This is a genomic window from Bacteroides sp. ET225 (assembly GCF_024733745.1).
GTDB classification, from domain to species: domain Bacteria; phylum Bacteroidota; class Bacteroidia; order Bacteroidales; family Bacteroidaceae; genus Phocaeicola; species Phocaeicola excrementipullorum.
Genome location: NZ_JANRHN010000015.1, coordinates 21,625 through 42,604 on the forward strand (window position 1 = coordinate 21,625; position 20,980 = coordinate 42,604).

15 protein-coding genes are annotated in these 20,980 nt (G+C 50.6%); 9 read left to right on the forward strand and 6 right to left on the reverse strand.

Features of this window, described 5'->3' with window-relative positions:
• Positions 1-85 precede the first annotated feature (85 nt).
• The 4 genes from NW212_RS08075 to NW212_RS08090 all read left to right on the forward strand — a co-directional run bounded on the left by NW212_RS08075 (position 86) and on the right by NW212_RS08090 (position 8,482).
• A complete protein-coding gene (locus tag NW212_RS08075; RefSeq protein ID WP_258338138.1) occupies positions 86-2,950 on the forward strand; it encodes a M60 family metallopeptidase in 2,865 nt (954 codons plus the stop codon).
• A 734-nt stretch (positions 2,951-3,684) separates the two neighbouring features.
• On the forward strand, positions 3,685-6,354 hold the full coding sequence (locus NW212_RS08080; protein WP_258338139.1) for a glycoside hydrolase family 95-like protein: 2,670 nt from the start codon (positions 3,685-3,687) through the stop codon (positions 6,352-6,354).
• A 134-nt stretch (positions 6,355-6,488) separates the two neighbouring features.
• Positions 6,489-7,028, forward strand: coding sequence for a GNAT family N-acetyltransferase (locus tag NW212_RS08085; protein WP_258338140.1), 540 nt, complete (start codon positions 6,489-6,491; stop codon positions 7,026-7,028).
• 50 nt (positions 7,029-7,078) lie between these two features.
• Positions 7,079-8,482: an rRNA cytosine-C5-methyltransferase gene (locus tag NW212_RS08090; protein ID WP_258338141.1), complete on the forward strand. Its 1,404-nt coding sequence runs from the start codon at positions 7,079-7,081 to the stop codon at positions 8,480-8,482.
• Between the two features lie 874 nt (positions 8,483-9,356).
• Here NW212_RS08090 and NW212_RS08095 read toward each other — a convergent pair.
• Genes NW212_RS08095 through NW212_RS08120 form a run of 6 tightly spaced genes read right to left on the reverse strand, consistent with a single transcriptional unit; the run spans position 9,357 to position 15,453 of the window.
• Positions 9,357-9,743: a VOC family protein gene (locus tag NW212_RS08095; protein WP_258338142.1), complete on the reverse strand. Its 387-nt coding sequence runs from the start codon at positions 9,741-9,743 to the stop codon at positions 9,357-9,359.
• A gap of 19 nt (positions 9,744-9,762) precedes the next feature.
• A complete protein-coding gene (locus NW212_RS08100; protein ID WP_258338143.1) occupies positions 9,763-11,097 on the reverse strand; it encodes a TolC family protein in 1,335 nt (444 codons plus the stop codon).
• Positions 11,098-11,100: 3 nt separating this feature from the next.
• The gene (locus NW212_RS08105) at positions 11,101-12,198 is read right to left on the reverse strand and encodes an efflux RND transporter periplasmic adaptor subunit (RefSeq protein ID WP_258338144.1); all 1,098 of its coding nucleotides are present in this window, start codon (positions 12,196-12,198) and stop codon (positions 11,101-11,103) included.
• 32 nt (positions 12,199-12,230) lie between these two features.
• Positions 12,231-13,475, reverse strand: coding sequence for an ABC transporter permease (locus tag NW212_RS08110; RefSeq protein WP_258338145.1), 1,245 nt, complete (start codon positions 13,473-13,475; stop codon positions 12,231-12,233).
• Positions 13,476-13,477: 2 nt separating this feature from the next.
• On the reverse strand, positions 13,478-14,728 hold the full coding sequence (locus NW212_RS08115; RefSeq protein ID WP_258338146.1) for an ABC transporter permease: 1,251 nt from the start codon (positions 14,726-14,728) through the stop codon (positions 13,478-13,480).
• A 5-nt stretch (positions 14,729-14,733) separates the two neighbouring features.
• Positions 14,734-15,453, reverse strand: coding sequence for an ABC transporter ATP-binding protein (locus NW212_RS08120; protein ID WP_258338147.1), 720 nt, complete (start codon positions 15,451-15,453; stop codon positions 14,734-14,736).
• Between the two features lie 168 nt (positions 15,454-15,621).
• Between NW212_RS08120 and NW212_RS08125 the strand changes: the two genes are divergently transcribed.
• The 5 genes from NW212_RS08125 to NW212_RS08145 all read left to right on the forward strand — a co-directional run bounded on the left by NW212_RS08125 (position 15,622) and on the right by NW212_RS08145 (position 20,864).
• Positions 15,622-16,599, forward strand: coding sequence for an ROK family protein (locus NW212_RS08125; protein ID WP_258338148.1), 978 nt, complete (start codon positions 15,622-15,624; stop codon positions 16,597-16,599).
• Positions 16,600-16,830: 231 nt separating this feature from the next.
• On the forward strand, positions 16,831-17,688 hold the full coding sequence (locus tag NW212_RS08130) for an enoyl-ACP reductase (protein WP_258338149.1): 858 nt from the start codon (positions 16,831-16,833) through the stop codon (positions 17,686-17,688).
• Entirely contained in the window at positions 17,689-18,684 is a 996-nt protein-coding gene (locus NW212_RS08135; protein WP_258338150.1) for a gliding motility lipoprotein GldB, read from the forward strand.
• 16 nt (positions 18,685-18,700) lie between these two features.
• The gene (locus tag NW212_RS08140; protein WP_258338151.1) at positions 18,701-19,405 is read left to right on the forward strand and encodes an SAM-dependent methyltransferase; all 705 of its coding nucleotides are present in this window, start codon (positions 18,701-18,703) and stop codon (positions 19,403-19,405) included.
• Between the two features lie 67 nt (positions 19,406-19,472).
• The gene (locus NW212_RS08145) at positions 19,473-20,864 is read left to right on the forward strand and encodes an alpha-L-fucosidase (protein ID WP_258338152.1); all 1,392 of its coding nucleotides are present in this window, start codon (positions 19,473-19,475) and stop codon (positions 20,862-20,864) included.
• Positions 20,865-20,980 lie beyond the last annotated feature (116 nt).

The following is a 20,980-nucleotide window of genomic DNA, read 5'->3' on the forward strand; positions in this document are numbered from 1 at the left end:
TCAGGTGAAGATGACAAAATGATATGACAATTGAACTATGGCATGCCCTTATTTCCTTTCTATGTTTTACTTTAACTTCACCCCAATGAAAAGAATCATCTTTTTGTCTATCTGCATCATCTGCACAGCTTTTGTTTTGGCAGCCTGTAGCGATGATGAAGGCAATTTCGGCGGGACTCCGGTATTCAGCATCGACGAGCAGCATCTGCAGCAAGATTTTGAGCAGGGAGCATCGTATGTATCCATTCCCGTCAATACCAATATGGAACTCTCGCAATGGAGCGTCGCTTCGTCTGATGAAACCTGGTGTCTCGTGTCGCAGGAAAAACCCACATCAACCTCGTCGTCCATTCTGATTTCGGTGCGGGAAAGCGAGGAACCGGATGTGCGCACGGCAACTGTCAGCGTGACCTCCGGTGTGGCAAACTATACGATACAGGTGCGCCAGCTGGGCTATGGCCCTGCCATCCTGTTGAAAGATGAGAACCCCACAGTCTCTGCAGACGGCGGCGGACTGGACATCACGGTGACATCGAACGTTGAATATACCATAGACCTGCCCGCTGAATGTAACTGGATGCGCGAAGTGCCTACGCGCGCCCTGACCGACAAGGTGTACCGTTACACGGTGGATGCCAATCCCACGTATGAGGAACGCACGGTAACGCTGACCTATACTTATACTGAAGACCCCTCGGTAACAGCCGCCTGCACGGTAACGCAGGAAGCAAAGACATCGGGCGTGGACGATGTGGAGGTGGAAGGCGACGTGCAGGTATTTCCTACGGGTGCACAGGCCAGTGAGTACCAGCAGGGAAATGGGATAGAGTACACTTACGACGGACGGATAGACGAAAACCATTACCATTCCGTTTGGGGTCAATCGGCAGATTTTCCTGTGACGCTGGAATACTTCTTCGAGCAGAAGCCCGACATTGACTACATCGTGTATAACACGCGGAGCGGCAACGGCAACTTCGGTGAAGTGGATGTCTATGTAGCCACGGAGGAGAACCCCGACTATCAGCTGCAAGGTTCGTACAACTTTAGGATGCAGAACGCAGCGAGCCGCGTTACTTTCTCGCCCTCGTACAGCAAGGTTACTAAAATCAAGTTCTCCGTCAAGTCCGGACTGGGCGGTTTTGTGAGCTGCTCGGAAATGCAGTTCTTCCAGAAGAACCCGGACAACAAGCTGGAACGGCAGCTGCTGGAAGTGTTTACCGACATTACCTGTACGGAAGTGAAGGACGATGCTACCGATGCGCAGATACAGGCGCTGCCGGGATATTTCGCCAGCCTCGCCACACAGTTGCGCAACGGCACATACGACCCGTGGGAAAAGGAATTCCGCGTACAGGCATACAAACCCTACAGCGATGTGGAAGTATGGGCGCAGAACCTGATGACTAGCCGATACAGCAATCTGGACAATCCCACCGGCATTTATGTGGAACCGGGCGATTCGGTCATCGTACTGGTGGGCGACACGCACGGACAGTCCGTTAGCATCCAGTGCATCGGCGAAGAAACCACGAGTGATGGCACTACAAACTATGTGCAGACGGCAGCCTCGGGTGAAACACGTTTCCTGGAAGAAGGCGTGAACAAGGTTGGATTCAGCCAGCGGGGCATGCTGTTCGTCATGTATACCGCTGACCTGCTTAATCCCACTGCCCAGCCGATAACTATCCATATCCCGCCCGGCAGCGGTATCGTGAGCGGCTTCTTTGACCTGGAGACGCATAAAACAAACGACAAGTATGCCGAACTGATCGGGAAAGCAAACTACAAGTACTTCTGTGTGCGCGGCGAACGCATCATGTTCTACTTCCACCGCCAGCAGATGAAGCAGGCCGTGCCTTATGACATTCTCTCTGCCATCAACCTGTGGGACGACATCATCGGCTGGCAGCAGGAACTGATGGGCATCGAAGATGTGCGCCCCTCGCAGGTCAACAACCACCTCTTCGCCATTTCGCCCGAAGGAAGCTACATGTGGGCTTCAGACTACCGCGTGGCTTTCGTCTACACGTACCTGAACAATATCTTGCTGTATGACAATGTGATGGCAGCCAAAGACAACGCCTGGGGACCTGCCCACGAAATAGGGCACGTACACCAGAAAGCCATCAACTGGCCAAGTTCAACCGAGTCTTCCAACAATTTGTTCTCCAACTACATCCTTTATAAGCTGGGCAAGTACTGTTCGCGCGGCGAGGAACTGAGCGCCCTTGCCACCGCTCGCTGCATCAACCGCCAAGGCTGGTATAACATGGGCAGTGCCACCCACCAGAACGAGGATGCAGAGCTGCACATGCGTATGAACTGGCAGTTGTGGAACTATTATCACCGCTGCGGCCACAAGCCCGACTTCTGGCCCACGTTGTTCAAACTGCTGCGCGAAGACCGTATCGTGGAGAGCGATCCGGGAGCCGGACAGCTGAAGTTTGCCATGAAAGCTTGTCAGGCAGCAAACGAAAACCTCACGGACTTTTTCGAGATGTGGGGCTTCTTCGAGCCGGTAAATACTACCATCGAGCAGTACGGCACATGGAACTACGTGGTGGATGAATCCATGATTGAATCTGCCAAGCAATACATGAAGCAGTTCCCCGCGCCCAAACATGCTTTCTATTACCTGGAAGACCGCAAGAACGGCGATGTGGGCATCGAAAGCTATCAGGTGGGCGATGTAGGATATTACACGCAGTTTGAAGGCGAAGGGACGAAAATCAAGAAGGAGGTGAGCTATACGCGCTCGGGCAACCGTATCAGCATCACTGACGGCGATGAGGCCGTAGCCTTTGAGATACGCCAGTCGCCAAGCAGCGAACTGCTCTACTTCTCCAACTTCCTGACATTTGATGTGCCCTCGTCTGTTGCGCTGGACGGCGCAAAGGTATATGCCGTACAGGCAGACGGAACACGCATTGAATGCAAGAAGCGGTAACAGCCGGGCTGACAGATTCTTTTCTGGCTGTCCGAGAACCATTCAAATGCAGACATTTGGTCTGGTTAGATTTTGGCGACACGGTTATGCACTTCGGGTGCTGACATGTTGAGCCGCGAAGAATCTCCCACAAGCATCATGCAAGTGGGAGATTTTTTTGCATCGATTGTATAATCTGTTGGCAGTAGATTGAATGCCGTTGGCGCATTGATTTGTCTGTCCCTTGCTCTTTTATGCTTTGGCATAAGGATACATATCTGTCTAATGAGGGGATGTATTGTGTGCTGTATTAATGTTAATAACCTGTGTAAAAGACGGTTGCGAAGTGAAAGATGGAGCCGGACTTTCCGCGCAGTAAAGTCTTTGTTCGTTTCATGCCTTGTTTTATGAAAAATGAAAGAAAAAGCTAAAAAGCGAATCTGATACGTACAGGTATGTATATTTGGACGCAATCTGCCGCGATGTTTTAAGATAACAGCTATTTTTATCAAAGAGTTAGCGGTTGTTTGACGTGAACTTCAAGAAAGAACTGCCGGCATTCCGTTTGTGAGTGTCCGGTCTGGCGAATCGATCAGATATTGTTAGACCGGGATTGTTGTTCTGTTAAATTCTGCATCTTTAGTCTGGAGATATGTATCTTCAGTTTAGAAATGTATATCTTTAGTCTGAAGATATGTATCTCTAGCTTAAGGACAAACCTTCTGACGTTTTGTAATTACAGATTTATATATACCATGAAACATTTGTTTTTATTGATTGCATTGGGCATTGGGAGCGGCTTGACGGTAAAGGCACAGTCGCATACACGGATTTCATTGCCTGCACTCTTCTCGGATCATGTTGTTTTGCAGCAGCAGGATTCTGTGCCGGTGTGGGGCTGGGGAGAAGCTGGCTCTAAGGTTTGTATTGTTGGAAGCTGGTCTTCAAAGGATACGGTTTCAGCCCGCGTGGGAGATGATGGCCGCTGGATGGCGAAGGTTAAGACAGCGCATTATGGAGGACCGTATACGCTTCGCATTTTCCAGCCGAAACGTGAGGCTGAAGGGATTATGCTGGAAGATGTCATGTTGGGAGAGGTATGGCTTTGCAGCGGACAGTCTAACATGGAATGGACTCCGGCAAACGGACTTGTTGACCAGGCGCAGGAGATTGGTGCAGCTGACTATCCGCAGGTGCGTTTTTTCAGTCTGAAAAAAGTGGGAAGTGAATATTTGCAGGACGATTGTCAGGCAACCTGGGAGTGCTGCTCGCCGGATGTATACGGACTGCACTTTGACCATATTCCCACGGTGTGGGACGAGGGTATACCTTTGGGCAATGGCATCATGGGAACCCTGGTATGGCAAAAGGGAGAGAACCTGCGTCTTGCACTGGATCGTGCGGATTTGTGGGATTTAAGGCCTGTAAAGGAATTCAGCGGGCCGGACTATTCCTATAAATTTATCTGCGATGCGGTGGAGAAGAAAGATCTGAAGCCTGTTTATGAAATGATTGATGCGCGTACCAGCCGGGATATCGCTCCCACGAAGATTCCGGCAGGAGCCATCGAGTTTCCCGTGAAAGCCTTGGGGGAAGTTGCGAGTGTAGACCTTGACGTGCGTACAGCCGTATGTACAATTGTTTGGAAGAATGGGGTTGCAGGGCAGTTCTTTACCAGCGCTACAGACAGGACGGGACATTTCCGCTTTACCAATCTGCCCGGAAAGCTGGAATTGAACTGGCAGGCTCCTGCTTTCGAGGCGCCGGAAGGAAGCAAGGTTGCCTCGAATGCACTGGCTCGTTTGGGCTACAAGCCGGGCAGGACTGTGCGCAAAGGGAATCGCATCACTTATACGCAGAAGGCATATGGCGATGTGAAGTATGAAGTGGACATACGCTGGACTTGTCCGGATGCTCATTCGCTGGAGGGCGTTTATTGTCTTACTACACAAGGTACATGGTATAGCGAACAGACTGCCGCAGGCAAGGTGATGGACGCTTATACGAAAGACTTCCGTTCAGCATTGCAAGAGCACGTTGAGTGGTGGAAAAGATATTGGGAACAGTGCCGGATAGACTTGCCGGACAAGGTTTTGGAACGGCAGTGGTATTTGGAAATGTACAAATTCGGTGCGGCATCACGCAAGGATGCGCCCCCTATCTGTCTGCAGGCCGTTTGGACTGCTGACAACGGGCAGACGCCTCCCTGGAGAGGAGATTTCCATAACGATTTGAATACCCAGCTGAGCTACTGGCCCGGATATGCGTCGAACCATCTGGAGGAGTCGGCCGTGTTTACCGATTGGTTGTGGCGTATTAAAGACAATAGCGAAGCATACACTCGGCAGTTCTTTGGAGTAGACGGGCTGAATGTGCCTTGTATCTCAACGCTGGACGGTAAGAATCTCGGCGGCTGGAATCCATACTCGCATCAGCCTGCAGCTTCCGGCTGGCTGGCACATCATTTTTATCTTCAGTGGAAATATTCTGCAGATCAGGATTTCTTGAAAGACAGAGCATATCCTTGGGTTAAAGAGGCTGCCCGCTATTTTGAGCAAATTTCCATAAAAGGTGCTGACGGGAAACGCAGACTGCCTCTTTCCAGTTCTCCGGAAATCAATGACAACAGTTTGGATGCGTGGTTCAAGGAAACGACTAATTTCGATTTGGCATGTATTCGCTTTACGCTTCGTGCGGCGCGGGAGATGGCGGAAACTTTGGGATTGGATGAAGAAGCAGCGCACTGGAAAGATTTGGAGAGCGAGTGGCCGGATTTTGCTTCCGATGCTACCGGTCTGTGCATCGCTCCTGGTTATCCGTTGCAATATACGCACCGCCACTTGTCGCATCTGTTGGCCATACATCCGCTCGGTTTGCTGGACGTTTCGCAGGGGAAGGAAGTGGAAAGACTTGTCAGACGTTCTATCCATCACTATGAAGAAATGGGAACACGAGGTTGGGTAGGCTATTCATACAGTTGGCTGGCCAACATGCAGGCACGTGTGCTGGATGGCGACGCAGCTGCCCGTTCGCTGCATATTTTTATTAAGGCTTTCTGTTCGCCTAACAGTTTCCATCTCAACGGGGATCAGTTGAAAAAAGGTTATTCCGGGTTCACGTACCGGCCCTTTACGCTGGAAGGAAACTTTGCTTGCGCATCTGCCATTCAGGAGATGCTTCTGCAAAGCCATACGGGAGTTATACGCGTATTTCCTGCTGTGCCTGAGTATTGGCTGGATGCTTCTTTCAAGGATATGCGTGCGATGGGAGCTTTTCTAGTCAGTGCCAGTATGAAGGGAGGTAATGTAGAACGTATAACAGTTCGTTCAGAGAAGGGGGGTACGCTTAAGATATTGAATCCGTTTACCAGTCGGGTGGAGAAGAAAGCAATGAAACCGGGGGAGTGCATTGAAATCACGGAATGATATCCTTTCCGGAAATGGCTTGAATATTAGTTAATAGGTCAAAGAAATGTTTCAGAATACCGGTATAAGAGCATATCGGCATTCTGAAACATCTTTATTTCTTGAAAATAGTTATCTTTGTCCGAAAAAAGACGATGGACGGTGTAATTATGATCCGGCAGGAAACGGAAGAGGATTTCAGGCAGGTGCAGGAGGTCGTAAGACTTGCATTTCAGGGAGTGGAAGAAAGTGACCATACGGAACATCTGCTGGTTGAACGGCTTCGCCGGTCGGATGCATACATTCCGCAACTGTCTTTGGTGGCGGAAACGGACGGTAAGATTGCAGGTCATGTCTTATTGTCGGAAGTGAAGGTGGTGTCTGGCAGCGATGTCCATACGGTGCTGTCTGTCGCCCCGTTGTCTGTGTTGCCGGCATACCAGCGGAAAGGAATAGGAGGGATGCTCCTTCGCGAAGCCCACAAGAGGGCTTTGGAACTGGGATATGGTGCCGTGCTGCTTCTTGGGCATGAAGACTATTACCCGAGATTCGGTTACGGAAGAGCTTCCATGTTCGGAATCAGATTTCCGTTTGACGCTCCTGACGCATGTTGCATGGCGATGGAGCTGAAGGCGGGGGGACTGGATGGCATACATGGCATGGTGCATTATCCTGATGCGTTTGGTATGGAATGACCTTATGTGTGTGAACTGTTTTTATCTTCTCAACTAATTGTGACAAAAAGATGGACTTTCCTTTGGAATTTGTAGAGCGTACCCGGCTGCTGTTGGGCGATGAGGAGTGGAAGAAACTTGAAGCGGCGCTTGCCGGAGAACCGTCGGTAAGCATTCGTGTCAACCGGAAAAAATACGGTGGAGCGCTTGCCGATGCTCTGCCTGTGCCCTGGTGCAGGGACGGATATTATCTGCCTTCGCGTCCGGCCTTTACTTTTGACCCGTTGTTGCATGCAGGATGCTATTATGTGCAGGAAGCGGCTTCGATGTTTCTCGACAAGGTGCTCGGCGAATACGTGACATCGGAGGCTGTTATGCTCGACCTGTGTGCCGCTCCGGGAGGCAAATCAACCTTAGCCCGGAGTGCATTGCCTGAAGGGAGCCTGCTTGTAGCCAACGAGATTGTCCGTGCGAGGGCGCAGGTGCTGGCGGAGAATCTGACCAAATGGGGAAACCCGGGTGTGGCGGTGACCAATAACGCTCCCGAAGACTTTACGGAACTGGGTCCTGTGTTTGATGTGATTCTGACGGATGTCCCTTGTTCCGGCGAGGGGATGTTCCGGAAAGACGAAACGGCCGTTTCAGAGTGGAGCACGGGAAATGTGGCTCTTTGCTGGCAGCGTCAGCGCGATATCTTGTCGGCTGTCTGGCCATGCCTGAAGGAAGGCGGTCTGCTGATTTACAGCACTTGCACGTTTAACCGGGAAGAGAACGAAGACAATGTGGCGTGGATAGCCGGTGAGCTGGGAGCGGAGGTGCTTCCCGTTGGCGTTGATCCGGACTGGAATATAACCGCAAACCTGGCCGGAGGAGAGTTTCCGGTCTATCGCTTTTTCCCGCACAAGACGGCGGGAGAAGGCCTGTTTATGGCTGTTCTGAGAAAAACTTCGGATGCGGATGAGCCGGCCGGAAGATGCCGGAAGCCGCGGAAAGACAAAGGGAAGAAGCCGGGCAAGAATCCGCTGAAGGTTCCGAAAGAAATGGGGGACTGGCTTCTTGCGGGCGGGCGGTTCCGTCTGGAGGTTGAAGGCGAATGTGCCGTGGCGTTTCCTGCCTCCCATGCCGACTTGTATGACAGGCTTAAAGAACGGCTGAAAGTGGTTTGTGCCGGAGTGACCTTGGCCGAGTGGAAAGGCAAGGACTGGCAGCCTGCTCATTCGCTGGCCATGAGCACCGGATGCCGTTGCGATGCGTTTCCGCAGGCGGAACTCAGCTATAAGGAGGCGATAGCCTATCTGCGCAAGGAAGCGGTCGTGTTGCCTTCCGACATGCCCCGCGGCTATGTGATGGTCACTTTCAGGGGGCATCCGCTGGGCTTCGTGAAGAATGTGGGCAATCGTGCCAACAACCTGTATCCGCAGGAATGGCGGATCCGGAGCGGAAGTGTGCCTGAACAGGAAGAGGTGCTGAAGTAGGGCGGAGCGAGGATTCTCAAGCGGAAGAGGAGGGAAACGGCAAAGTTGCCTTTTTGTCAGAATGACAATCCCGTGCGGTGAGATTGGGCTGTGTCGGGCTTCGGGGAAGTCTGGCGCGGAAAATCGCAGCCGTCATCTTCGGCGTAGTTTCAAATAGTCCGTGTTTTGCATCAATCTTGTTTGCTTTGGTGGTTATGGATCCTTTTCCTTTTCTTTATGACGCCCGTTTGGACTGTCCGGTATCTTTGCGGTTCATTCAGACGGGTTGTGTTCCCGGTGTCGGGAGAGAGAAAAATGCCGTTTGGGGAGGCCTGGAAAAGATGACGGGATATGTTGCCTCGGATGATTCGTTGTTTTCCGGAAGATGTTGGGACATTTTATGTGGGATGACGGGCTGTTTTTTTATCCGGAACCGTGACTTTTTTCTTCCTGTTCCGAGCGGTCTGTCCCTTTCTGATACCTTCTGAACGCGGTTTCTCTTTTTGTTTCCTTAAGAAAACAGTTGCAGATTGATTTTTGTAAATGGATGCCCGGTCAAGGATTTCGGAATATTTGTTTCATAATGCTTGCAGAATGCTGTTTTATGTGGAAAAATGAAAAGGCAGAAGACGAAGGGTTTGCCTCGTCCGGCGGCAAGGAATACCCTTTGCCTTCTCTTGGCTGGCTGAGGCTGTGTCAAAATGAACAGCGGCTTTCATTTTGCCTTCCTGGACAAAGCGAAAGAACTCGTGACATAAGCTGATGCATGCAAGGTGTTTCACTCCGTTCAGCGTGGCATTACTTTTTGCCGGCCAAATTTTGTTTTGACACAGCCTCAAGCGGATGGTGGCGGAGATGCGGTTGTGCCGCCGGAGAAGGATGGCGGTCCGGCATGTTATGCTTCGTAAAATTCGATGGGAAGTCCGTCCGGATCTTGCATGAAGAAGAACTGTTTGCCGGTATATTCGTCCGTGCGGACGCTTTCGTGTCCTACCCCTTTGCTCTCCAGCTCCTTGGCCGCCGATTCGATGTCTGCCACTTCGAACGCCAGGTGTCTGAGTCCTGCCGCCTCAGGATAGGAGGGCCGTTCCGGAGGGTTGGGAAAAGAAAACAGTTCCACGATATAGTTTCCGTTTAATGCAAGGTCGGCCTTGTAGGAATCCCTTTCCTTGCGGTAATATTCGTGCTGCAGCTCCATTCCCAGTACACGCGTATAAAAGTCTTTCGACTTGCTGTAGTCGGAACAGATAATCGCTATGTGGTGTACTTTGTTGATTTTCATGACTGTCTGTTTGTATGCTTTATTCCAGTGTAAGCGGAATCCCTTTGTAGAAATCCAGTATTTTCGTGCGGAACAGGTATTCATATTTAGCCTGAATGCAGTCGGACAAAGCCTTCATCCAGTTTGTCCTTGCCTCGTTGTATTCAGTGGCGTTTGCCTTGCCGTTCACATATTTCTCTTTCATCAGCTGGAACGATGATTCCGCCGCTTCGTTGGCGGTTTCGCTGCTGTAGTATTGTGTCTTGGAGTTTACGGCATTATAGTATGCCTGCTGGATTTCTTTGTAGAGCGATTTTTTCGTTTCTTCCAGTTGCCACGACAGCGTTGTCTGGTCCAGGCGTGCCGACCGCACCCTGTTGCGTGTGCTTAGCCGGTTGAAAATAGGAACGCTCAGCGATACGCCTACATACTGGCTGAAGTTGTCGCGCAGCTGGGTTCTGAACTGTGCATTTTCTCTTCCCGAAACCTTATAATAGTTCGTGCTCAGCCCGGCTCCGAAACTGAGCTGGGGATACCATGCGCTTTGTGCTATCTTGATGCTTTTGGCCGCTCCCTGCAGGCGGTACATGGCCGCCATTACTGCCGGTTTGGTCAGTACGGCCTGATTGTAGATGTCAGCGGGCGAGGTCAGTTCCTTTTCCAGCTGGTCCATCTTCACTTCCGGTGCCTCTATGTCGAAGTTGTCGGGCGAGGGAAGTTCCAGCAGCTGGCTCAGGTCGAGCAGTGCCATGCTGAGGTTGTTGCCGGCCTGTACTGCCGAAAGCTGGTCCTGTGCCACCCGTGCCTTGGCTTCCATCCATTCCGATTCGGAGGCTTTCCCGTTCTTGAAGAACGCCTCTTTCTGCACGAGCATGTCTTTGCTCAGGCTTACCTGGTCTTCGGCAACCTTGGCCAGTTCCTGGTTGAACAAGACTTGCAGATAGGCCGAGGCCACCTGTATGCTGATGTCCTCTTTGGCCTTGTTCAAGTCTTCTACGGCCGCCATGAGGTTCAGTTTCGACAAGGCTATGGTGTTTGGGATCTGCAGGCCTGTAAACAGCGGAATGCTTGTGCTCACGCTGAATCCCGTGCTTTGCGTGTTGATGCTCTGGTATGTATTGTTCGCCTGCAGGCTTCGTCCGAAGTTGAACGAGTGCGATGCGTTTCCGTTCAGATCCGGCAGCCGGCTCCATTTTGCTGTATTCAGATCGATCGCGCTTTTATCTCGCGCTGCTTCCTGCTGCTTGACTGTCAGGTTATGGCTGACGGCATAGCTGATGCATTTTTCCAGATCCCATCTTTCTTGCGCCGCGCACGGAAGCGTCAGCGAAAAGGCGGCGATGGCTATGCCTATGGATTTGATGTTCTGTTTCATGACTTATTTCTCGTTTTTCAGTCCGCGCACGGCGTCATTTTCCTTCAAACCCTCTTTCACTTCCGTGTTGATTCCGTCGCTTATTCCGGTCACGATCTGGCGGCGTTCGAATTTTTGTTCCGGAACGCTGTCGGTCAGTATATACACGAATGTGGAATCCCCGCTGAATTCAACGGCGCTTTCCGGCACGGTGAGGGCATTGTCTGCGTGCTGCAGCACCATTTCGGCGTTGGCGCTATAGCCGGAGCGGATGGTTATGCTGTCGGGCACGTTTATGGCCGCTTTGATTTCAAACTGGTTGGCTCCGTTGTTTTCTGTGCTTTTCGGCGAAATGTATTCGAGCGTGGCGTCGAACTTCATGTTCTGCAAGGCCCCCAGCGTAATCTTTACAGGGATTCCTTCGTGAATCCGTCCGACTTCCGTTTCGTCGACGTTTCCGCGGAAGATAAGGTCGCTCATGTCTGCCACGGTGGCGATTGTGGTTCCGTCATTGAACGTGTTGCTCATGATTACGGAATTTCCCACTTTGATCGGCACGTCAAGAATCAGTCCGTCGATGGTAGAGCGGATCAGTGTGCTGCTGAATGATTCGCTGTTCTTGGTGATGCCTTCTTTCACGATTTCGAGGTTGTCTTTTGCCGCCTGCAGTTCTTCGCGTGCCTGCTGCGCTGCCAGCAGTGTCTGCTCATATTCTTCACTGCTCACAAGCTTGTCATTGTAAAGCTTCTCCATGCGCTGCAGATTCGTTTCAGCCTGTTTGCCGTTCATTTCGGCCAGGCGCACACGGCTTTCCGCCGAGTTGAGCGTTCCCAGTTCAGGGATTACTTTCACTTTGGCGATAACTTCTCCTTTCCTGACCGTCTGTCCGGCTTCTTTATAAACCTCTGATATGATTCCTGAAATCTGCGGTTTGATTTCCACTTCATCGCGCGGTTCGATCTTTCCCGTGGCGACGGTGGTCTGCTTCAAGTCTTTTGTGGTGACTTTCAGAATCTGATAACTCACTTTTTCCGGTTTCGATTTCTGGTAGAGAAATGCGAATGTGCCGATGAATACCGCTGCTACTAATATGATTGCGGTGATTTTGATAAACTTCTTCATATTTTTGGTTTTATATTTTCAGCTTATGGCTATTATTCGTCACGGATGGCGTCGATCGGTTTGATTGCCATGGCCCGGTATGCAGGGGCAAGTCCGGCAAGCAGGCCCAGCATCAGCAGGAGCATGCACGCTCCCACCGCTTCCCAGAAACTTATCTGGAAGTCTGTCGGAGAGCCGGGAGAGGAAGTTCCCGCCTCGACAGCATTCAGCAGAAATACGGCAAAGGATATTCCCGCCATTCCTGCAATGATTGTCAGCACCATGCTTTCTGAAAGTATTTGTTGGAGAATGTCGTTCGGACGCGCTCCGATAGCCCGTCGTATGCCTATTTCTACGGTGCGTTCCTTCACCGTCACCATCATGATGTTGCTGACTCCGATAGCTCCGGCCAGCAGCGTGCCCAGGCCGACCATCCATCCCAGAATCCGTATTCCCGAAAACAGGTTGTCCATCATGCTGAACATGGCTTCGGCGTTCACCTGGATAATTGCCTGGCTGTCGTCCGGGTGAATATAGTGTGCCCGTTTCACTACCTGCTCCACCTTTTTTTCCACATCGCTGATGGAATATCCTTTTTTTGCCGTGTAGCAGAGCATTTGCACTTTCTGTCCGAAGTTGTAGTTTTGCTGCATGGTGGTGAACGGTATGATAACGGAAGTTTCGGATCTTCCTTGGACGGATATGTTTCCGGATGAAAGGCTGACTCCCACCACCTGGTAATAAATGCCGTTTATCTTGACGAATTTCCCGCACGGATTCTCTTTTCCGGGGAAGAGCGATTCATAGATGCGCTTTCCGATGATGCATACGCGCCGCCTGTCTTTCACATCCATGTCGTTCAGGTAACGGCCGTAGGAAATGAGCGGCTCTTCTATTTTTCCGTATTCAGGATACAGCCCTTTGAGCGTTCCGGATATTTTTTGGTCTTCATAGATGATGTCCACTCCCCATTTGGCCAGGCTGGGAGTGATGATGTCTACTTCGCTCACGCTCCGCCGTATGCGGGTCACATCACCGTTCTCCAGATCCCAGTAGCGTCCCTGCTGGAATCCCTTGTATGCCTTGCTGGTTTTGTTGGCTCCCATGAATCCCGAATTGGTTGCGAATCCTTCAAACTCCCGCGAGAGCATTTGCTGCATGCCTTTCGCTCCGCCCATAAGCGCGACAAGCATGAATATTCCCCAGAACACGCCGAATGCGGTCAGCAGGCTGCGTGTCTTGTTTCGCGTGATCGTGACAAGTATTTCTTCCCAAACGTCTAAGTCAAACAGTTTCATATTCATTCAGTTCTAAGTGCCTCTATCGGGCGTATCTTCACCGCTTTCAGTGCAGGGAAAATACCGGCCATCGTTCCGGCGATGATCAATGTGAGAGTGGCTTGTATGGCTATGGACAGATCCACTGTCGGGTTTTCGAAAAAGGTCATGGAAAACACTCCGGCATCCATGGTCTGTTTTCCGGCCACGGCATTCATGTATTCTGTGGCAGCGATGCCCGCTACCATGCCGACGTATCCGAAGAAAGTGGTGATGGTGACACTTTCCGAAACAATCAGCCATAAAATGGAGGCCGGTTTTGCGCCGAGCGCTTTGCGGATGCCGAATTCGTGCGTACGCTCGCGCACAGTGATCAGCATGATGTTGCTTACTCCCACGATGCCGCTCAGCAGGGTGAATATGCCGATTACCCAAATGGCTGTATGCAGGATTCGGGTGGCCGTTTGCTGCTGCAGGTATTGCGTGAACCGGTTCCATATCCAGATGGCGCTGTCGTCGGCCGCGTCAAACTGTTTCTGGTTTCCGATAACGCGGCGATAGTCTGCTTCGAATGCGTCGTTGTCCGCCTCATCGGCGAGCGCCTTGGTCGTAAAAGTAATGTTGTCGATGCTGTCGCCCTTGGCATATACGGCCTGCAAGGTTGTGAACGGGACAAGGGCAGTGGGAGAGAAGCTGTTCTGGTCTGTATAAACCCCTACAATCTGATAGGCTACTCCTGTCGCATTGATGTACTCTCCTACGGGGCTCTTGTCTGCAAAGAGTGAGTTGGCTGTCTTTTCATGGATAACCATAACCTTCCGCTTCTCCGTCATGTCGCGCCGGTTGATGAAACGTCCTTCTTTGACTTTTATCGCTTCCAGTTCCGGGTAGTTGGGAAACACGCCGTCGATTCCGATTGAAAGATATTCCTTTCCGAATGACAGCGTTACGCTTTCCTGGCTTACCGTTGCCCCTGTAGCAATGATGTGGTCGGGAAAGGCTGCGCCTGTGACTTGCAGGTCGCTGTTGTCGAGTGAAATGCTCCTTCCTTCTTGCATGCCTTTGTAGGGGCGTGACGTGTATCCGGGAAAAATTTTCATCGAATTCATCATCATTCCTTCAGACTGCCCTTCGAAAGCGTGAATCAGTCCGTTTCCGGCTCCGAGCAGCACGATAAGCATAAATATTCCCCATGCTACCGAGAAGCCCGTAAGGGCTGTGCGCAGTTTGTTGCGCATGATGGTTCCGTAGATTTCCTGTATAAGATCGGTCATAATGCTTATTTCATGAATCCGTTTTGTCCGAAAGGTGAAGCGTTGTGGTCTGTGTTGTTTTCTATCCGTTCGATCAGTCCGTCCTTGATGTGGATGATTTTGTTGGTCTGGTTCGCCACGCCGCTTTCGTGAGTCACTACAACGATGGTCAGGCCTTCATTGTCATGCAGTTCCTTGAGGATGTTCATCACCTCTACGGATGTCTTGCTGTCGAGAGCGCCTGTCGGTTCGTCGGCTAGAATAATCTGAGGCTTCGATATCAGGGCCCGGGCGATGGCAACACGCTGCTTCTGTCCTCCCGAAAGTTCGTTCGGCATATGGTGCGCCCATTCCTTCAGTCCCAGCTTGTCGAGGTATTCCATGGCCAGCAGGTTCCTTTTCTTCCGGTTCATTCCTTGATAAAATAAAGGAAGCGCTACGTTCTCCATGGCATTCTTGAATGATATCAGGTTGAACGACTGGAAGATAAAACCGATCATCCGGTTGCGGTATTCGGCAGCCCGGGTTTCGCTCAGATTGCGTATCAGCACGTCGTTGAGATAGTATTCACCCGAATCATAATTGTCCAGAATGCCCAAGATGTTCAGCAGCGTTGATTTTCCGGATCCTGAGGCTCCCATGATAGAAACAAATTCCCCTTTTTCGATATTGAGGTTGATGCCTTTCAGTACATGAAGCGGAGCGCCGTTATGGTAGGTTTTGTTGATGTCTTTCAGCCGGATCATATCAGTCTTGTTTCTTTTCCTTTTATTTTTAGCCTTTTTGTCGTGTTAGACGCTGCTAAGGTATAAAAAAGTTACACAAACGTTTAAATAAATGCGGGAAAAATTTGCTCTGTATGATGTGATTCTTTATTTTTGCTTCAAATAATTAACCCTAAACATTAAAATGTCATGACAATAAACAATGTAGAGAAACCTTATGTGGTTGGTATGGATATCGGCGGAACGAATACAGTGTTCGGTGTCGTTGATTCCCGCGGAAATGTTCTGGCTTCCGATTCTGTAAAGACTCAGCAGTATGAGCAGATTGAAGATTATGTGGATGCTGTTTGCAAAAAGCTGATTCCCCTTATTTCTCAGTTTGGCGGAGCTGAAAAGATCAAAGGTCTGGGTGTCGGTGCGCCGAACGGCAACTATTATAACGGAACGATTGAGTTTGCTCCTAATTTGCCGTGGAAGGGCATTATTCCCCTTGCTTCCATGTTTGAAGAGCAGTTAGGCATTCCGACTACATTGACTAATGATGCCAATGCGGCGGCTATCGGTGAAATGACATATGGCGCTGCTCGCGGCATGAAAGACTTTATAATGATTACGTTGGGCACTGGCGTGGGAAGCGGTATTGTGATCAACGGACAACTGGTTTACGGACACGACGGTTTTGCCGGCGAACTGGGGCATGTGATTGTGGAACGCGGAGGACGTCAGTGCGGCTGCGGCCGTAAGGGCTGTCTTGAGACATACTGTTCTGCTACCGGTGTGGCTCGTACCGCACGCGAGATGCTGGTGCAGAGCACCGAACCGAGTCTTCTGCGGAACATTCCGGCCGATGAGATCCAGTCGAAGGATGTGTATGATGCGGCCGTTAAGGGTGACAAGCTCGCTCTGGATATATTTGAATTTACAGGACGTGTTCTTGGTGAGGCTTTGGCCAACTCCATTGCTTTCTCCAGCCCTGAGGCAATCATTCTGTTCGGCGGATTGGCCAGGTCTGGCGATTACCTGATGAAACCGATTCAGAAGGCTATCAATGAGAATGTGCTGAAAATATATGCAGGAAAGACCAAACTGCTTCTTTCGCAGTTGAAAGACGCTGACGCCGCAGTGCTGGGCGCCAGTGCGTTGGGCTGGGAAACCAAGGCAGAATAGAGCTGGAGATTTCCGGCAGATGAAAAGACGGAAGGCGGGCATGCAGCCGCTTTCCGTCTTTTTTGCTTTTGTGGAAAAGCGTCCAGCCTCCGTCGTGAAGCGGCTGATTCGGTTGGTTTACTGGAGGTTTCAGACAGCCTCTTGTTCTGTTTCAGATATTTTGCTTTTAAAAAGTGTGAGAAATGAAAATTAAGTTTGTATCTTTGCCCATCAATATCAAATAAAAAGAATATGGGTTATAATTTATTGAAAGGAAAACGAGGCATTGTCTTCGGTGCTTTGAACGAGCAGTCGATTGCCTGGAAGGTTGCTGAACGTGCAGTGGAAGAAGGTGCGACAATAACCTTGTCGAACACTCCCGTTGCAGTGCGTATGGGACAAGTCTCAGCTTTGTCAGAAAAACTGAATTGCGAAGTGATTCCGGCAGATGCTACTTCCGTGGAAGATTTGGAAAACGTGTTCAAGCGTTCGATGGAAGTGTTGGGCGGTAAGATAGATTTTGTGCTGCATTCGATCGGCATGTCGCCGAATGTGCGCAAAAAACGCACGTATGATGATCTGGATTATGATATGTTGGACAAGACACTTGACATTTCGGCCATTTCATTCCATAAGATGCTTCAGACCGCCAAGAAACTGGAAGCGATCAATGATTACGGCTCGGTTATAGCCTTGAGTTATGTGGCTGCACAGCGCACGTTCTACGGATACAATGATATGGCAGACGCAAAAGCTTTGCTTGAGTCGATCGCCCGCAGCTTCGGATACATTTACGGACGCGAACACAATGTCCGCATCAATACGATTTCACAGTCGCCTACCATGACTACTGCCGGATCGGGAGTGAAAGGGATGGACAAGCTGTTCGACTTTGCAAACCGTATGTCGCCTCTGGGCAATGCTTCGGCCGATGAATGCGCGGATTATTGCATTGTGATGTTCTCTGACCTGACCCGTAAGGTGACAATGCAAAACCTGTATCACGACGGAGGATTCTCCAGCGTGGGCATGAGTCTGCGTGCGATGGCGACCTACGAAAAGGGGCTGGATGAATATAAAGACGCTAACGGCAATATCATTTACGGATAAATGAACAGGCTTTTATTCATATTAATAAGTCTGGTTGCGCTTTCTGCCTGTCAGTTGGACAGGCGGAAGGGCAATCCGGCTGATGATGTGGATATAAAAGTCTTCCGCTATGACCGCCTGCAGTTTGAGGCTACAGAGCTCAACAGCCTGTTGGCGTGGCAGCGGATGAGCACGGAATGGTCGCATGCCACCCGTCTGCTCATTGAAGATGTGCTTGAACTTGGATCGGTGGATCAGCCGGATATAAACGGACGTTTCTGCACATTCTTTTCCGATTCCATATTGGTCAGGCTGATGGAAGATGCCGGCCTGAAGTTCAAAGACATGACGCCGGTTGAAAAGGAATTGACGAAAGGCTTCAGAAAACTGAAAAAGGAAATCCCTTCGCTGAGGATTCCTCGTGTCTATTCTCAAATAGCTGCCTTGAACCAGTCGGTTGTCGTAACTGACAGTCTGCTGGGATTCAGCCTTGACAAATACATGGGAGCGGATTATCCTTTGTACAAGAAATTTTACTATTCTTATCAGCGGCGGTTTATGTCGCCGGAGCGTATCGTTCCGGATTGCTTTGCATTTTATCTTTTGGGACAATACCCTTTCTCTTGGGAGGAGGGGCACAGGGCATTGTTTGACATAATGATGCATCGCGGGAAAATAGCATGGATTGTGGAGCATATCTTCGGAGAGAACAAATCGGGTGCGTTTGCCTTGGGATATACGGACGAAGAACTGAAATGGTGCAGGAGTCATGGCAAGGATCTGTGGAAATGGATGTCCGACAGCAATCACTTGATGAGCACGGACCCGATGATCATCCGCTCGTACATTTCTTCCAATCCGGGGTTTGTCTTTGCCGGACAGCAGTTGCCTCCGTCTTTTGGCATATGGATCGGAATGCAGTTGGTTGAGAAATGGATGAAAAGCCATGAGGATATGTCTGTAGCCCAGTTGCTTGAGAAAACAGATTTCCGTGAGATGCTGGCTCCGTCCAATTAGTTGATTGAGAAATATTATGGAAACAGCTTTGTATTTGTTGCCTGTTACATTGGGAGAAACTCCAATAGAGCGGGTGCTTCCGTCTTATAATAAGGAGATTATTCTGAATATCAAATATTTTATTGTGGAGGATGTGCGCTCGGCACGCCGTTTTCTGAAGAAGGTGGATGCCTCGGTTGACATCAATAGCCTGACTTTCTATGAACTGAACAAGCATACGCTTCCGGAGGCTATATCTGACTATCTGCGGCCTTTGGCCGACGGGCATTCGATGGGAGTCATTTCAGAGGCGGGATGTCCGGCGGTTGCCGATCCGGGAGCGGATGTTGTGGCCATTGCGCAGAGAAAGCGTTTGAAAGTGGTTCCGCTGGTCGGGCCTTCGTCTATTATCTTGTCGGTGATGGGAGCCGGATTTAACGGACAGAATTTCGCGTTCAACGGTTACCTTCCGATAGATCCCGCCGAGCGCGCCAGACGCTTGAAGGAACTTGAAAATCGTGTCTATCAGGAAAACCAGACACAGCTTTTCATCGAAACGCCTTATCGCAACCAAAAGCTGATGGAAGAAATCCTGCATGTGTGCCGTCCTCAGACTCGCCTGTGCATTGCTGCCAACATCACCTGTGAAGGCGAGTATATCCAGACACGCACCGTAAAGGAATGGAAGGGACATTTGCCCGATCTGAATAAGATTCCGTGCATATTCCTTATTTACAAATAAGGATGTTTCTCCGGATGTATCTGGTTATTGATCGATCATCTTTGTTAATATTTAAGAGCATATGGGATTGGAAAACATTAAGCGAATCGGGTGCGCTCTGTTGCTGGGCTTTGTACTGGTTATGGGAAACGCACAATCTGTTGACACGGCTTCTTTGGCGTGGTTCAAGGAGGCCAAGTTCGGCTTGTTCCTGCATTGGGGACTTTACTCACAGACGGCGGGCGACTGGAAAGGGCATCCGGCCAAAGGGGGAGAGCACTTCATGCTCTACGAGCGCATTCCGCTGAAAGAGTATGCGCTGATTGCTAACGACTTTAATCCGACGGGATTCAACGCCCGCCAGTGGGCGAAGGATGCACGCCGGGCCGGCATGCGCTATGTCATTATCACATCCAAGCATCACGATGGCTTTGCCATATATGATTCCAAATGCAGCGGCTATAACATAGTGAAATGCACTCCATGGGGAAAGGATCCCATGAAAGAACTGGCGGAGGCTTGCCGGGAGGAAGGACTGAAATTCGGCTTCTACTATTCATTGGGACGTGACTGGGAAGATCCTGACGTGCCGACAAACTGGCCCGTGAAAGCCGGACGAAGCAACACGTGGGATTATCCGGACGAAGATGCCAAGCAACTGCCCCGCTATATGGAACGGAAAGTGAAGCCGCAACTGCGCGAACTGCTTACACAATACGGCCGTATCGACTTTCTGTGGTTTGATACGCCGGAGCTGGTCACGAAGGACATGAGCCGTGAGATCAGAGAGCTGATTCACTCGCTGCAGCCGCAATGTCTTATCAACAGCCGCATCGGCAACGGAATGGGCGACTATAGCATTGTGGAGCAGAAACTGACCGGCGGGATAGACAACCGTCCCTGGGAGGCTTGCCTGACCATGGGCAAGAACTGGTGTTACAACCGGCATGATACGGTCTATAAGAAACCGGATGTAATGATACGTCATTTGGCCGACATTGTGAGCAAGGGAGGTAATTTGCTGTTGAATATCGGTCCGGACGGCAAGGGCTGTTTCCCGGCATTGGCGCGTCCGGGGCTGGACGCTTTTCATCTGTGGCTGGAAACGAACGGCGAAGCCATCTACGGCACACGCCCGTGGCATACGTATGGCGAACTGTATGACCCTTCTGTTCGGGAAAAAAGCAATGAGAAGGCTTTTCATGATGCGGTGTACGACGGAACGCCTCAGGAAATTGTGCCGGACTTCCGCTATACGCAAAAGGGCAATGCCGTTTATGTCATCGTGCGCCATGTGACGGCTCCGTCTTTCACCTTGTCTGCTTTCCGTCTTTCGGACCGGGTTGTTTCGGTGGAATGCATGGATTCGCATCAGACTGCCGAATGGAGGCAGGATGCCGGCGGACTGCATATTGCGCTGGATGCCGGCGAGAAGCATTATCCGGTCTATGTGCTGAAGGTTACGCTTGACATGCAGTGATGTGTCTGATTGAATGGTTCTCATGCTGCCGGCAGCAACCGGTCTGCCGGTGATGGCATGCAAAGCGGGCAGATGCAGCTTTCCGGCGAAGGCATGGACTGTATCTGTCACTTCAT

What these genes read in the sequence shown, in the direction of transcription:
- NW212_RS08080 (WP_258338139.1), top strand. Translation starts at nt 3,685, where the DNA reads ATGAAACATTTGTTTTTATTGATTGCATTGGGCATTGGGAGCGGCTTG.
- NW212_RS08085 (WP_258338140.1), top strand. Translation starts at nt 6,489, where the DNA reads ATGGACGGTGTAATTATGATCCGGCAGGAAACGGAAGAGGATTTCAGG.
- NW212_RS08075 (WP_258338138.1), top strand. Translation starts at nt 86, where the DNA reads ATGAAAAGAATCATCTTTTTGTCTATCTGCATCATCTGCACAGCTTTT.
- NW212_RS08105 (WP_258338144.1), bottom strand. Translation starts at nt 12,198, where the DNA reads ATGAAGAAGTTTATCAAAATCACCGCAATCATATTAGTAGCAGCGGTA.
- NW212_RS08140 (WP_258338151.1), top strand. Translation starts at nt 18,701, where the DNA reads ATGGAAACAGCTTTGTATTTGTTGCCTGTTACATTGGGAGAAACTCCA.
- NW212_RS08100 (WP_258338143.1), bottom strand. Translation starts at nt 11,097, where the DNA reads ATGAAACAGAACATCAAATCCATAGGCATAGCCATCGCCGCCTTTTCG.
- NW212_RS08125 (WP_258338148.1), top strand. Translation starts at nt 15,622, where the DNA reads ATGACAATAAACAATGTAGAGAAACCTTATGTGGTTGGTATGGATATC.
- NW212_RS08130 (WP_258338149.1), top strand. Translation starts at nt 16,831, where the DNA reads ATGGGTTATAATTTATTGAAAGGAAAACGAGGCATTGTCTTCGGTGCT.
- NW212_RS08135 (WP_258338150.1), top strand. Translation starts at nt 17,689, where the DNA reads ATGAACAGGCTTTTATTCATATTAATAAGTCTGGTTGCGCTTTCTGCC.
- NW212_RS08095 (WP_258338142.1), bottom strand. Translation starts at nt 9,743, where the DNA reads ATGAAAATCAACAAAGTACACCACATAGCGATTATCTGTTCCGACTAC.
- NW212_RS08110 (WP_258338145.1), bottom strand. Translation starts at nt 13,475, where the DNA reads ATGAAACTGTTTGACTTAGACGTTTGGGAAGAAATACTTGTCACGATC.
- NW212_RS08090 (WP_258338141.1), top strand. Translation starts at nt 7,079, where the DNA reads ATGGACTTTCCTTTGGAATTTGTAGAGCGTACCCGGCTGCTGTTGGGC.
- NW212_RS08115 (WP_258338146.1), bottom strand. Translation starts at nt 14,728, where the DNA reads ATGACCGATCTTATACAGGAAATCTACGGAACCATCATGCGCAACAAA.
- NW212_RS08120 (WP_258338147.1), bottom strand. Translation starts at nt 15,453, where the DNA reads ATGATCCGGCTGAAAGACATCAACAAAACCTACCATAACGGCGCTCCG.